Source organism: Nitratireductor sp. GISD-1A_MAKvit (genome assembly GCF_040819555.1).
Classification (GTDB): domain Bacteria; phylum Pseudomonadota; class Alphaproteobacteria; order Rhizobiales; family Rhizobiaceae; genus Nitratireductor.
Genome location: NZ_CP161920.1, coordinates 2,282,503 through 2,295,473, shown reverse-complemented (window position 1 = coordinate 2,295,473; position 12,971 = coordinate 2,282,503). Strand labels below are relative to the sequence as shown.

Annotated in this window: 13 protein-coding genes and 1 pseudogene; 5 read left to right on the top strand and 9 right to left on the bottom strand. The window is 59.0% G+C overall.

Annotation, left to right across the window (positions count from 1 at the left end; translation table 11 throughout):
• Positions 1-51: 51 nt before the first annotated feature.
• Positions 52-1,128, top strand: a complete 1,077-nt coding sequence (locus AB2N04_RS12230) for a BMP family ABC transporter substrate-binding protein (protein ID WP_367714743.1) — start codon at positions 52-54, stop codon at positions 1,126-1,128.
• A gap of 288 nt (positions 1,129-1,416) precedes the next feature.
• Positions 1,417-2,046, top strand: a complete 630-nt coding sequence (locus AB2N04_RS12225; protein ID WP_367714742.1) for a glutathione S-transferase family protein — start codon at positions 1,417-1,419, stop codon at positions 2,044-2,046.
• A 52-nt stretch (positions 2,047-2,098) separates the two neighbouring features.
• Here AB2N04_RS12225 and speE read toward each other — a convergent pair whose 3' ends face one another.
• Positions 2,099-2,965: a polyamine aminopropyltransferase gene (speE, locus tag AB2N04_RS12220; RefSeq protein WP_367714741.1), complete on the bottom strand. Its 867-nt coding sequence runs from the start codon at positions 2,963-2,965 to the stop codon at positions 2,099-2,101.
• Positions 2,962-3,441, bottom strand: a complete 480-nt coding sequence (speD, locus tag AB2N04_RS12215) for an adenosylmethionine decarboxylase (RefSeq protein ID WP_367714740.1) — start codon at positions 3,439-3,441, stop codon at positions 2,962-2,964. Before speD ends, speE begins: the two co-directional genes overlap by 4 nt.
• Positions 3,442-3,705: 264 nt before the next feature.
• Here speD and AB2N04_RS12210 point away from each other — a divergent pair, with 264 nt between their 5' ends.
• The 3 genes from AB2N04_RS12210 (at position 3,706) to AB2N04_RS12200 (ending at position 5,925) form a co-directional block, all read left to right on the top strand.
• Complete coding sequence (locus AB2N04_RS12210; protein WP_367714739.1) at positions 3,706-4,632, top strand: 2-dehydro-3-deoxygalactonokinase; 927 nt, start codon at positions 3,706-3,708, stop codon at positions 4,630-4,632.
• A 2-nt stretch (positions 4,633-4,634) separates the two neighbouring features.
• A complete protein-coding gene (locus tag AB2N04_RS12205; protein ID WP_367714738.1) occupies positions 4,635-5,282 on the top strand; it encodes a 2-dehydro-3-deoxy-6-phosphogalactonate aldolase in 648 nt (215 codons plus the stop codon).
• 310 nt (positions 5,283-5,592) lie between these two features.
• Positions 5,593-5,925 carry an ASCH domain-containing protein gene (locus AB2N04_RS12200; protein ID WP_367714282.1) on the top strand — a complete coding sequence of 111 codons (333 nt, stop codon included), beginning with the start codon at positions 5,593-5,595 and terminating at the stop codon, positions 5,923-5,925.
• Between the two features lie 91 nt (positions 5,926-6,016).
• Here the strand turns inward: AB2N04_RS12200 and AB2N04_RS12195 are convergent, their stop codons facing one another.
• From AB2N04_RS12195 to tmk, 7 genes and pseudogenes are all read right to left on the bottom strand, one after another.
• Entirely contained in the window at positions 6,017-7,390 is a 1,374-nt protein-coding gene (locus tag AB2N04_RS12195) for an ISNCY family transposase (protein WP_367714736.1), read from the bottom strand.
• A gap of 121 nt (positions 7,391-7,511) precedes the next feature.
• A complete protein-coding gene (locus AB2N04_RS12190) occupies positions 7,512-7,982 on the bottom strand; it encodes a YbaK/EbsC family protein (protein WP_367714735.1) in 471 nt (156 codons plus the stop codon).
• Positions 7,979-8,803, bottom strand: coding sequence for an MBL fold metallo-hydrolase (locus AB2N04_RS12185; protein WP_367714734.1), 825 nt, complete (start codon positions 8,801-8,803; stop codon positions 7,979-7,981). Before AB2N04_RS12185 ends, AB2N04_RS12190 begins: the two co-directional genes overlap by 4 nt.
• On the bottom strand, positions 8,800-9,588 hold the full coding sequence (locus AB2N04_RS12180) for a TatD family hydrolase (RefSeq protein WP_367714733.1): 789 nt from the start codon (positions 9,586-9,588) through the stop codon (positions 8,800-8,802). The genes AB2N04_RS12185 and AB2N04_RS12180 overlap by 4 nt, the downstream gene beginning before the upstream one ends.
• 5 nt (positions 9,589-9,593) lie before the next feature.
• Positions 9,594-11,156: a methionine--tRNA ligase gene (gene metG, locus AB2N04_RS12175; RefSeq protein ID WP_367714732.1), complete on the bottom strand. Its 1,563-nt coding sequence runs from the start codon at positions 11,154-11,156 to the stop codon at positions 9,594-9,596.
• A gap of 83 nt (positions 11,157-11,239) precedes the next feature.
• The gene (locus AB2N04_RS12170) at positions 11,240-12,283 is read right to left on the bottom strand and encodes a DNA polymerase III subunit delta' (RefSeq protein ID WP_367714731.1); all 1,044 of its coding nucleotides are present in this window, start codon (positions 12,281-12,283) and stop codon (positions 11,240-11,242) included.
• A pseudogene (gene tmk / locus AB2N04_RS12165) lies at positions 12,276-12,936 on the bottom strand (dTMP kinase). Before tmk ends, AB2N04_RS12170 begins: the two are co-directional and overlap by 8 nt.
• Between the last annotated feature and the right edge of the window lie 35 nt (positions 12,937-12,971).

Below are 12,971 nucleotides of genomic sequence, written 5' to 3'. Positions count from 1 at the left end.
CCTGCACTCAGACAACAGACCTGCACTCAGTCAACAGAGAGGACGTCAACAATGAAAAAACTCATTCTGGCACTAGCCGCAAGCACCGCGGCCATCGCCTTCGGTGCCGCACCCGCCGCCGCGCAGGACAAGACCAAGGCCTGCTGGATCTATGTCGGTCCGATCGGCGACTTCGGATATTCCTACCAGCACCATCAGGGCCTGCTCGATGTCGAGGAGCATTTTGGCGACAAGGTCGAAACGGCCTATCTGGAAAGCGTTCCGGAAGGGGCAGATGCCGAGCGCGCCCTCGAACGCTTTGCCCGTTCGGGATGCGACATCATCTTCGCGACCTCCTTCGGGTTCATGGATCCGGTGCAGAAGGTTGCCGCCAAGTTCCCCGACATCAAGTTCGAACATGCAACCGGCTTCAAGCGCGACCACCCCAATGTGGCCACCTACAATTCGCGTTTTCATGAAGGGCGCTATGTGCAGGGCGTGATCGCGGCCAAGATGTCGGAAAAGGGTGTGGCCGGCTATATCGCCTCCTTCCCGATCCCCGAGGTGGTCATGGGCATCAACGCCTTCATGCTCGGCGCGCAGTCGGTCAACCCGGATTTCCAGGTCAAGATCGTCTGGGCCAACACATGGTTCGATGCCGGCAAGGAAGCCGATGCTGCCAAGGCGCTGCTCGACCAGGGCGTCGACATCATTACCCAGCACACGGATTCCACCGCCCCGCTTCAGGTTGCGGCAGAACGTGGGATCAAGGGGTTCGGACAGGCTTCCGACATGATCAAGTTCGCGCCCGAGACCCAGCTCACCTCGATCGTGGATGACTGGGGCCCGTATTACATCGAACGTGTTCAGGCTGTCATGGACGGCACCTGGGAACAGCATGATGTATGGGGTGGCATGAAGGATGGTCACGTCGTGATGGCGCCGTACACCAACATGCCCGATGATGTGAAGGCGGCGGCCGAGGAGATCGAGGCAAAGATCAAGGACGAGGGTTTCAACCCCTTTACCGGCCCGGTCTACAAACAGGACGGAACGCTGTGGCTTGAAGAAGGAAAGGCTGCACCCGATGGCGAGGTTCTCAGCATGAACTTCTATATCAAGGGCATTGACGACAAGCTGCCGAACTGAGGCAGAAGGCACGGGGCCGGGTGACGTCGAAATAGCGGCACCGGCTCCGGCAACAGACAATGACCATTTCCAGAAGGCGGCTTTTGAGCCGCCTTTTTTGTTTTTAACCGCGTTCTATCGCACGCTCCTGACAGAAGGATGGCAGGAGCGGCGATCCTGCAACGGCTCATCGGTCTGGCGGCGGGACGGAAACCGGGCGACTGTGAAGCTGAACAGTCGCTTTGAAACAGGCTACGCGCCAGCCGGCCGGCAGGGCCCGGGCAGCGGCCTCAATCTGGAGGAATTGACATGCTGACATTTTTTCACGCGCCATGGTCGCGCTCATCCAGCATCCTGTGGCTTCTTGAGGAACTCGGTATCCAATACGCATTGGAGGTTGTCGATATCCGTTCCGCACAGGGCGTTCCCGAACCCTACCGCGCCATACAGCCGAGCAAGAAAGTACCGGCAATCGTGATGGGTGATCATGTCATCACGGAGCGGGCCGCCATCGCCATTTTTCTGGCCGACCGCTTTCCGGAAGCCGGTCTTGCACCTGCAATCGACGATCCCTGCCGTGGCGAATATCTGACCGCAATGGTCTATTGCGATGCCGTTTTCGATCCGGTGGTCTGTGCGAATGTGCACGGGCTCGAATATGAAAACAATCAGTATCCCTTCGGTCTTTATGAAGACATGCTGGCTTATCTGGAGCGCTGCCTGACAAAGCGCAGATTTGCTGCTGGAAACCGGTTCACCGCAGCCGATACGCAACTCGCAACGGCAATCAACTACACGATGAACATGCTGGGAGCGGTTCCCGAGCGCCCGGTCTTCAAAGCGTATATCAACCGGATCATGGGACGGGCCGCCTATGGCCGGGCGCAGCAGATCGAACTGGAACTTTCGTCAAAAATTCCGTTCTTCACGGGCCGTTGACGCAATCCCTGGCCGGAGAGGGGAGAGGGAGGCGGGCAGAAATTGCCCGCGCCTAGCCTTTGCCCGTCGCTTCCTGAAGCAGTGTTTCGATGAAACGGGGCAGGGCGAACGAAGCCCTGTGATGAGCCGGCGTGTAATAGCGGGTCTCGATTCCTGCCATGCGCCGTGCCAGGACGCTCTCGTCCACGCTCAGTGTCTCTGCCGCATCCGTGGACCAGCCAAGCGTCATGTGGCCGCCAAAATAGGTCGGCACTGCAACGAGATAGGAGCTGACCACTTCAAAGACCGAGGCGAGGCCCCGCATGGCATCCTTGAACTCTTCCGGCTGAAGGAAGGGCACGCCATTCTGCGACACAACGATCCCGCCCGGCCGCAAGATGCGTTTCAGATCGCGATAGAAGCCGGGCGTGAAGAGGGCAGCGCCCGGACCGTCGGGATCGGTCGAATCCACCAGGATCACGTCAAAGCGTTTTTCGGTCTCGGCTGCAAAGGCGGCACCGTCGGCGATCTCCACCTGGAACCGGTCGTCGCTGAACACCGGCGCGTTGAAGTCCGAAAAATGTTCCTTCGAGAATTCGAGAACGGACGCATCGATCTCGACCTGGGTGAGGGTGCGTACGCGATCATGCTTGAGGACCTCTTCGGCAAGACCGCAATCACCGCCACCGATAATGAGCACGCTGGCCGGATTGTCATGCGCGGCAAGCGGCACATGGGCCAGCATTTCATGATACATGAACTCGTCGCGGCTCGTGACCTGAACCGCACCGTCCAGCATGAGAAGCTTGCCGAAGACGGTGTTTTGAATGAGCGACAGCCGATGATGCCCAGTGCTTTCCTCGTAAAGGACATCGTCGACATCGAACACGACGCTGACACCATCATGCAGTGTCTCGGAAACCGGCTTGTGGTTGCTCACCCGTTTCGTCCCCGCAAGAGTTCGTTGACCTCCATGCGCCCAGGCGCAAAGGCGCGCTGCAGAACGTCGATACACAGCTCGGGCTTTGCATCTCCGCACATGAAGATATCCATTGCCGCATAGTCGCGCTCCGGCCATGAATGGATGGAGATATGACTTTCAGCCAGCACGGCAACGCCGCTCACGCCGCCATTGGGCTCGAACGGGTGCAGATGGATGTGCAAAAGCGTCGCGCCGGCTGCATTCACGCAGTCAACGAGGGTTTTCTCGATATAGGGCAGATCGTCGAGCCGCTTGGCGTCGAACAGATCCACGATCAGGTGCGATCCGGCGCACAGCACGCCGTTCTTCTCGATGAAGTGATCTTTGTCTTCGCAATCCGCAGATGCGGGCTGCGCTGTGAAATCTTCTTCCTTTTGGGCGGTGTTCAGTACAACTGAATCCATCCCCAATTGGAAAAGGGCGTCTTGAGACATGGCGTCCTCTCCAACCAGCAGATGTCTGGCCTGTTCATTCAGGCTTGGCGAGGCCCGTATATATGCAACGAAACCCTATACGCAAGCACAAACATTCGGCGTATCGAAGCGTGATGTCTGGAAGTCTCTTCATGTGCCGGCAAATCGTTTGGCGATTGTTTCTTTCACCACTCCGGCCGATTAAAATTCGGTCTCGCACTTCATCATTGGCACCGTCCCGGCTAATGATGAGGTCGAACACATCCAGATTGCATTCCAGGGGACATGACCAGCTCTTCCAATCCATCCTTCGCCGTCGTCGACTGGGGCACCAGCAGTTTCCGCCTCTGGCTTTTGGACCGCGGCGGTGGAGTGGTGTCTGAAAGCAGGAGCGGCGAGGGGATGATGCACGCCGCACGTCACGGTTTTCGCGCGGTGCTCGGCAGGCATCTTGCAAAGGTGAATGCGCCATCGGGGACGCCGGTTCTGATATGCGGAATGGCGGGTGCCCGGCAGGGATGGGTCGAAGCGCCTTATGTGCATGCGCCCGCCGATCTAAGGTCCATCGCACACAAGGCGGTCCGCGTGGTGGAGGCGGATCATGATGTGCGCATTCTGCCGGGTGTGGCGCAGAACGACCCGGAAGTGCCAGATGTCATGCGCGGTGAGGAGACGCAGCTCTCCGGAGCGCTGGACGCGAGCGCGGCAGACGATGCTCTGGTCTGCATGCCCGGAACGCATAGCAAGTGGGTGAGGGTGAAAGACCGGCGTCTTGACCACTTCACCACATACATGACCGGAGAGATTTACGCACTCCTGACCCAACACTCCATCTTGCAACATGCGGTGGATGACGCCGGGCAGGAAAGCGACAATGACGCTTTGTTTCTTGAGGCGATCGAACAGGCCAGAAGTGACCCAGAGCGTGTATGGGCGTCCTTTTTCGGCGTTCGCGCGTCACAGCTTCTTGGGTTTGAGGACCGCACATGCGGCGCGCTGCGGCTGTCGGGACTGTTGATCGGTGCAGAGATAGCGGCTGCTCGAAGCCTTTTTGGAGCGGAAAAGAATGTCACGCTCATCGCCTCGGGTCCCGTTTCAGAGCTTTACCGCAAGGCGCTGAAATTAAATGGCTTTGAGATTTCCATCATCAATGCCGAAAAAGCATCGCGCGGCGGGCTTTTCCGATATGCGCAACAAATCTGGGGTTGTTAGAGATGAGTGTTTCCGTTCCCGTCTGGCCCGGTTCGCAGCGCGCCCTTGTCGCAATTTTGCGCGGCATTCAACCGCAGGACATAACCGGCATGGTCGAGATGCTCATCGAAGAAGGCATAAGCTCGATTGAGGTGCCGTTGAACTCGCCCGACCCGTTTCAGTCAATTGAACTGGCCATCCGTCACGCTGGCGATAAGGCACAGATCGGGGCAGGGACAGTCCTTTCCGTCGAGGAGGTCGACTGGCTGCACGATATTGGCGGCCAGCTGGTGGTCAGTCCAAACACCGATCCGGAAGTCATACGCCGCAGCGTCGCACACAAGATGGTTTCCATGCCGGGCGTTTTCACACCCAGCGAGGCGCTTCTGGCGGTCAAGAACGGCGCGTCGGTTCTGAAATTCTTTCCCGCATCCGTGCTGGGCGTTTCCGGCATATCCGCGGTTCGGGCGGTTCTGCCAAAGGAAATCACGGTCTGTGCCGTCGGCGGCGTTTCCGATTCTGTTATTGCCGACTATGTCCGCATCGGCGTGCGCGCCTTCGGTCTGGGAACCGGGCTCTACCGTCCCGGCGACAGCGTGGCTACCGTGCGGGAACGCGCAAGGCGAACCGTCGAAGCTTATGATCACGCTGTCCGTTCGGTCGATCACTGAAACGCTGGCGTCGACAAAAGAGTCGGCCTGACGATCCGAACGGAGGCGCCGCACCGATGCCCAACACGTTAGAGTTTGTTGCAACCAAGTTGGAATGTCCGATTGTGTGCAAAGTAGAAATGTCCCCGTCGTTGTTCCATGCTCTAGCGTGAGCGCCCGACCGGGCGGCGCTGGTCAGGGTTGCGCAGCCCGGTCGGGGGCGATCCAGCCTGGCTCATCAACTTTAGCTTTGACAGCCTCATCGCGACACGGTGCGAAGGGCAAGGCGCGTTTCCTTGCGGTCCTTTGAGATACAGCTATAATTTTCGTGATGAATAATTCCATTCAGACACTCGGCGTTGTGGGTCGCCTCTTCCCTATGATTCTGCGCGGTGAGAAGACCTCGACGATCCGGTGGCGAGAGACACGCATCACTCCCGGTCCGATGCGCTATTTATGCGACGATGACCCCAGCCAATCGGTAGTCGTCAATGTTCTCAAATGCACGGACATGCCTCTTTGTTCGGTAGCGGCCTATCTCGGAAGAACCGAGGAGTGGCCGGACGAAGTGATGTTGGCGGGAATGCGCGAGCACTACCCTGGCATCGATCTCACCGATATTGTTCAAGTTATAGAACATGAGGTCGTCGGGCTGGCAGTTTGATACGCCTTATAGGGCCGGGGAGGCTACTCATCGCCCGCCTCAGACGGCCCCGTGTGGGAGATGGCAGCTGGTTTGCGGCACGGCGAAACGATCATTCGGCCGCCTTCAACCTCGCAAGTGCCTGCTCACGCCGCGCGTTGACGGCCGGATCGTTTACAAAGTCCGTCCTGCGCCCGGGTTTGCGGTCGCGCTTGCGATAATCGCCTTTCTGGCTGTTTGTCTTCACTCGTGGTGACGACACGTCATCCTGATGATCCTTAATCCACGAGAGGACCTCTCCGAGCCTCTTGTTCTCGGTCACAGCCGCATGGGTGACACGCTGGTCCCTGTCGAACACGCGATAGGGGAGCGACAGTCCTTTCCAGCGTATGTCGAGCCGTCCGTCGGCAAAGGCATAAGTATCAACATACTTGCCGACCAGACCGCACGTTACATCATTCTCCTCCAGCATGATGCGCTTGCGCTCGAAAGAAAACGCCAACTGCTGACCGACATAGCGCATCTCGCGCTTACACAGAATATCGCGCAGACGATCCGGTGCGACGTTCATGGGCCGGTGCAAATCATCCGGGCGGGCAGGGGATCTCGCGAACTTCGCGTTGTATCGCTCCATAAACCCTGGCAGGAAAGCGTTGCCTGTTTCCATATCGCAAATGTCGTGAAGTCGCAGTTCCTTCACGAGCCGATCCTGCAGCGTCCGGTTGGCGCGCTCGACGCGGCCTTTTGCTTGGCTGGAATTGGCGCACAGGATCTCGATATGGAGCTCCGACAAAGCACGGCCGAACTGCGTCATAACCTGACCACCCTTGGCTTCTGTCTTCGCCACCCGGAATACTGAATGCTTGTCGGAATAAAACGCTACCGGCCGACCGTGCTGTGCCAGATACTGCTCCAGAGCTGCGAAATAGGTGAAGGCGCTCTCTGAGCGCACAAACAGCAACTGCATCAATGTACTGGTCGCATCATCGATGAACACGAGCAGGGTGCAGGGATCGCCGCGGCCCTCGAACCAGCGATGCTCAGAACCGTCGATCTGAACCAACTCACCATAGGCTTCGCGGCGCAATCGTGGCTGATGGAATGTGCGCCGCTGCTTGCGTGACAGCCAGATGCCAGCCTCACGCATCCATGTCCGCAAGGTCTCACGCGAAACCACGAGACCATGATGTTCCGCAAGCATCTCGGCGGCCAGGGTGGGGCCGAAGTCGGCATAGCGCTCGCGAATGAGCGTCAGTGCGTAGTCCCGAACACCGTTGCCGATCCGGTTGTTCGATAGTCGTCCACGCGCTTTGTGGCGGAGCGCGGCGGCACCATCCAGGCGGAACCTGTTCAAGAGCCTGCGAACCTGACGCTGGCTCAGCGCCAGCACATGCGCCGCCGAGACGACCGTCATGCGACCCTCGGCAACCTTCGATAAAACCTCGACGCGTTGCAGTTCGCGTTCGCTCATCAAAATCAGTCCCAAACTCGCAATCTCCCAAGTGGTCCAAACACCGGGAGAGTGACATTCCTACTTTGCAGAATCAGGACATTTTAACTTTGCGCCTACAGAGCATGGATCGCATAAGATAGATTATGGAACTTTTCTATATCGATATATCGGCGGGTCGGACGTTTGCGGCCTGAAACAGCGCGCCGGGCTCTGCTGAAAACACGGCATCATGAGCACCGGCGGCAGCCCACACGATACCGGCCTCAAGCAGACATGTATCGCCAAAGCGCGCCACATCGTCAGGCTGTCCCAATGGTGAAACGCCTCCAATGGCAAACCCTGTCACGTCTCGAACATGCTTCGGATCGGCGCGTTTCAGCGTCTCGCCGACAAGCCCGGCTGCCTTGTCATTGTCGAGCATTCTGTCTCCTGGCACCAGAAACAGGTAAAGCCTGCCACTGGTCTGGCCCTGAAATATCAGGGATTTGACGATCTGCCCCACGCTGCAGCCGCATTGCGTCGCTGCTTCTTCGGCGGTCCGGGTGGATTCTCCCATCCGCCGGATCTCGATTTTCAGGCCGGCAGCCTCTGCGGCCGACTGAACGCGAACCACACTCTTGCTCATCGCCACAGATTCTCCTCCAGTGGAAGTTCGATCACCATTCCATCGAATGCAGGCTCAACATGATCCGGTGTTTCACGCAACACCGTTTCGTAATCGAGCGGGATATGCATGTGCGTGAGCACGGCACGTTTGGGAGAAAGCCGCTCAATCCATTCCAGCGCCTGAGCAAGCGAGAAATGGCTCGGATGCGGTCGGTACTGCAGTGCGTCGATCACCAGAACCTCGGCGCCGGAGATCAGGTTCGGCGTGTCGTCGGGAAATTGGCTCACATCGGGGCAATATGCCAATCCTCCGATCCGGTAGCCCAGCGAGAGAATATCGCCGTGAATTTGCGGAAGCGGCTGAAACTGAAGCGGTCCGCCCTCCCCATCGATAAGAAACGGCTCTTCATGGCTGATGGGATGCGCCTTGAGAATCGGCGGGTAATTGCTGCCTGGCGGTGTTTTGAAACAATAGCCAAAGGCCTCCATCAGACGCTCAAGCGTCGGATTGTCCGCATAGATATCCATGAGGCGGTTCTGGTTGAGAACGTAGCCGCGCAGATCGTCTATCCCGTGGATATGATCGGCATGGGGATGGGTGAAGACGGCGGCATCGAGCCGCTCCACGCCTGCCGATATCATCTGTTCACGGAAATCGGGGCCGGTGTCGATCACCACCCGGGTCGTGCCGGTTTCGGACACACGCTCCACCAATGCCGAGCAGCGCCTTCTGCGGTTCCTTGGATTGGCAGGATCGCAGGCACCCCAGTCGCCGGTAATGCGCGGTGTTCCCGGTGAAGAACCGCATCCAAGGATCGTCAAACGAAGTGTATCACTCACCGCGCGGCATCCCGTGGAACCTTGCTGAACAGGCGGAAGAAGTTCTCCGTCGTCAGGTCTGCAGTGGCTTCATCGGAAAGCCCGATCGTTTGCGCCAGAACCTTTGCGGTATGGGCCACGAAGGCCGGTTCATTGCGCTTTCCGCGCTTGGGAACCGGTGCAAGATATGGCGCGTCCGTTTCGACCAGAAGCCGGTCATGGGGCACTCTGGCGGCAATGTCGCGCAGTTCCTGGGAATTGCGAAACGTCAAAATCCCCGAGAAGGAGACATAACCGCCCAGCCTCACGCCGGTCTCAGCGAGGGCCGCTCCCGAAGAAAAGCAGTGCAGAATGAAGGGGAATGCCCCCTTCCCTGTTTCTTCCTCAAGGATCGCCATCATGTCTTCGTCGGCGCTGCGCGCGTGAATGACGAGTGGCAATCCGGTCGCGCGGGCTGCCGCGACATGCGTGCGAAAGCCCTTTTCCTGCGCTTCGCGCGGTGCCTTGTCGTAGAAATAGTCGAGACCGGCTTCACCGATTGCGACAACCTTCGGATGCTGCGAAAGCCTGATGAGCTCTTCGGCCGTCACGTCCAGCTCTTCGTCCGCATTGTGCGGATGGGTTCCCACCGAACAGAAAACGTTCTCATGGGCTTCGGCGATGGCACGAATGCGGTCGAACTGGCGCACGCGCGTGGAGATCGTGACCATAAGCCCGACCCCGGCTGCGCGCGCACGCTCGATGAAGCCGGCGCGGTCCTCTTCGAAGTCCGGGAAATCCAGATGGCAATGGCTGTCTACCAGCATTGATGTCAGGCTCCCTCATTCTCCGGTTTGGGCTCGACATATCGCGGGAAAACCGGCTTTGGCGCAGGAAGTTCCGCGCCGGAAACGAGCGCGCTGTGATCATCGGCGACATGCGCAAACGATCGGGCGTCGGAAGGCACGGCCAGAAGGTCGAGCAGTTTTTCTGCAGAACCGGGAATGAACGGCTGACACAGGATCGCCACGCGGCGCACAAGTTCGGCGGTCGTGTAGAGAACCGTCTGCATGCGGGCCGGATCGGTCTTTTTCAACGCCCACGGCTCCTGGCCGGCAAAGTAACGGTTTGCCTCGGCCACGACACCGAAAACAGCCGAAAGCGCCTGATGCAGTGCCTGCGTTTCCATTGCCTTGCGCGCACTATCGAGCGCTTCGCCAGCCATGGCGAGAATGGCGAGATCGGCTTCCGTCTGGGTGCCCTTTTCCGGCACCCTGCCATCGCAGTTCTTGGCAATCATCGATAGCGAACGCTGGGCAAGATTGCCCAGATCATTTGCCAGGTCTGCATTGGTCCGGTTCACGATGGCGTCATGGCTGTAGCTTCCGTCCTGTCCGAACGGCACTTCCCGCAGGAAGAAGTAGCGCACGGCATCGAGGCCGTAATGCTCGATCAGAGCGAACGGGTCGACGACATTGCCGACCGATTTCGACATTTTCTCACCGCGATTGAACAGGAATCCGTGCGCGAATACGCGCTTTGGCAGCTCGATCCCTGCCGACATCAGGAAGGCCGGCCAATAGACGGCATGGAAGCGAACAATGTCCTTGCCGATCATGTGGACACTGGCCGGCCAGTGGGACCAGTTCTCGTTTTCCGTGTCGGGATAGCCGGCAGCGGTGATGTAATTGGTGAGCGCATCCACCCAGACATACATCACGTGTTTCTCGTCGCCTGGAACGGGAACGCCCCAATCGAAGGTGGAACGCGAAATCGAAAGATCCTTGAGGCCCGAGCGCACGAAGCTCATCACCTCATTGCGGCGTTCGCTCGGACCAATGAAGTCGGGATTGGCTTCATAATGGGCCAGCAGCCGGTCCTGATAGGCGGAAAGACGGAAGAAGTAGGTCTCTTCCTCATTCCATTCGACGGGCGAACCGAGTGGTTCGCGGCGGACGCCGTCTTCTCCGACGGTCGTCTCGCTTTCGTCGAAATAGGCTTCCTGACGCACCGAATACCAGCCGGAATAGCGGTCGAGATAGATATCGCCATTGTCGGCCATCTTTTTCCAGATCGCCTGGCAGGCGCGGTGATGACGCTCTTCGGTCGTGCGGATGAACTGGTCATTGGACCCGCCCATGGCCGCAATCATCTCACGGAAAACGGCCGTGTTGCGATCCGCCAGCTCCTGCGGCGTGATGCCCTCCCTGTCGGCGGTCTGCTGCATCTTCAGGCCATGCTCGTCCGTTCCCGAAAGGAAAAAGACATTTTTGCCGTCAAGGCGCTGGAAGCGGGCAACCGCGTCAGTGGCGATGACGGTATAGGCATGTCCGATATGCGGTTTGCCATTGGGATAAAAAATCGGGGTCGTGATGTAAAATTTGTCGCGGGCCATTTGGGGGAAAGTCCAGAACATTCATTGTTTTGTGAAGCGGAGATAGCGCATCGTGAATGCGCATGCCAGCCCAACCAACCGCTTCATGGGCCGAAAGCGGCATTTAGCCTGGCACAAAGCCCTGCCGCGTGCTGTTTCCGGTCGAGATTGAAGGTTTCGGCATCTCGGATCGCGGTGTTGATCTCGTTCCACATCTCGGCTGCCCTTGCAGCTCCCGTCACGTCGCCGGCTTCAGCCAACGCGACCGCTCGCCGGTTGACCAGATCGAGCACGGCGCGATTGAAGATCGAAAACTGCACGCCGCGCTCCCTTCCGCTGACCGCGTCTCCCAGCCGCAGCGCCTCATTCGCATCGAAACGCCGTGCCTTGACCAGACTCTCCAGCGCATCGGTGATCTCGGCACCGCCGAATTGCGAGAGAAGGATCGCATTCCTGACACTGCCTTTCGCGCGCGCTGCAATCTCTTCATCGCTGCCGCTTTCGGCCACGCCGAGCTGGCGCAGCAGCGCGGCAAGTTCGGCGGCGGCGAGCGGCTGCAGGCGCATGACCTGGCAGCGTGACCGGATCGTTGGCAACAGTCGTCCCGGAGAGTGGGAAATGAGTATGAAAACCGTCCGCGGCGGCGGCTCCTCAAGGCTTTTCAAAAGCGCATTGGCAGCGCTGATGTTCAGATCGTCGGCCGGATCGACGATAACGACCCGATATCCGCCATCATGGGGCGTGAGCGAAAGAAAGCGCTGAATGCGCCGGATTTCATCCACGGTGATGACCGTTTTGAATTTCTTGTCGCGTTCCACGAATGGCCGCGTCAGATGAAGCAGCGAGGGATGGGCGTCCTGCGCGATCAGCCGGAAGCTCTGGGCGTTGGGATCGGGGGGCGAAAAACGGTCCGGTGCCCTGTCCCATTGCGGGTTGGAGAACAGATGATTGGCCAGGTGAAACGCAAGCGTGGCCTTGCCAATTCCGGGGGGACCGGCAAACAGCAATCCGTGGTGCAGTTTCCCGGCACGATAGGCACCCGCCAGCATGTCGGCGGCATTCTGATGGCCAACGAGAACCGGATTTTCAGCCGGGTCGGGGATGTCAGGCAGCGTGTCGAAACGCTCGGGCGCAGTGCGCTCAAACATTGGCGCCGCCCCCTTCCCGCGCAGCCATGGCCATGCGTGTTGCGCGCTCTATGGCGGCAGCCACCTTCTCTTCCGGCATCGCCGCATCAATGACCACGCAGCGGTCGGGCTCTGCCTTTGCTATTTCCAGAAAGGCCTTGCGCCGCCTGCGATGGATGGCGATGGTTTCCTTTTCGAAACGGTCCGGCGCATCCGATCCGCGCCGGGCACCGGCGCGACGCAACCCCTCCTCCGGATCGATGTCGAGAATCAATGTCAGATCGGGGACCATGCCGTTTACCGTCACCCGCTCCAGGTCTTTCATGAATGCGGCATCGAGATTCCCGGTTACCCCCTGATAGACCCTGGACGAATCCATGAAGCGGTCACACAGAACCACCGCGCCCCGTTCGATGGCGGGACGGATCACCTGTTCCACATGGTCCGAGCGGGGCCGCAGCGAAAAGCACGGCCTCCATGGCCGGTCCGAAAGGCTCGGCAGCTCCTGAAAGGAGCACGTGCCGCACCGCCTCGGCGCCTGAAGAGCCACCGGGCTCCCGCGTGACAATGACGGTCAGCCCGTCAGCACGTAAAACATGCGCAAGCTGCTCGATCTGTGTCGATTTTCCAGCCCCCTCGCCTCCCTCGAACGTAATGAAGAAACCGCGAGACAAGAGACCCTCTTTCATTGGATGAATTTCGCCAGACA

Coding starts and splice junctions, on each gene's coding strand:
- AB2N04_RS12170 (WP_367714731.1), bottom strand. CDS start 12,283: ATGTTTGAGCGCACTGCGCCCGAGCGTTTCGACACGCTGCCTGACATC.
- AB2N04_RS12180 (WP_367714733.1), bottom strand. CDS start 9,588: ATGCTGGTAGACAGCCATTGCCATCTGGATTTCCCGGACTTCGAAGAG.
- AB2N04_RS12190 (WP_367714735.1), bottom strand. CDS start 7,982: ATGAGCAAGAGTGTGGTTCGCGTTCAGTCGGCCGCAGAGGCTGCCGGC.
- AB2N04_RS12225 (WP_367714742.1), top strand. CDS start 1,417: ATGCTGACATTTTTTCACGCGCCATGGTCGCGCTCATCCAGCATCCTG.
- AB2N04_RS12200 (WP_367714282.1), top strand. CDS start 5,593: ATGAATAATTCCATTCAGACACTCGGCGTTGTGGGTCGCCTCTTCCCT.
- AB2N04_RS12205 (WP_367714738.1), top strand. CDS start 4,635: ATGAGTGTTTCCGTTCCCGTCTGGCCCGGTTCGCAGCGCGCCCTTGTC.
- metG (WP_367714732.1), bottom strand. CDS start 11,156: ATGGCCCGCGACAAATTTTACATCACGACCCCGATTTTTTATCCCAAT.
- AB2N04_RS12210 (WP_367714739.1), top strand. CDS start 3,706: ATGACCAGCTCTTCCAATCCATCCTTCGCCGTCGTCGACTGGGGCACC.
- AB2N04_RS12230 (WP_367714743.1), top strand. CDS start 52: ATGAAAAAACTCATTCTGGCACTAGCCGCAAGCACCGCGGCCATCGCC.
- speD (WP_367714740.1), bottom strand. CDS start 3,441: ATGTCTCAAGACGCCCTTTTCCAATTGGGGATGGATTCAGTTGTACTG.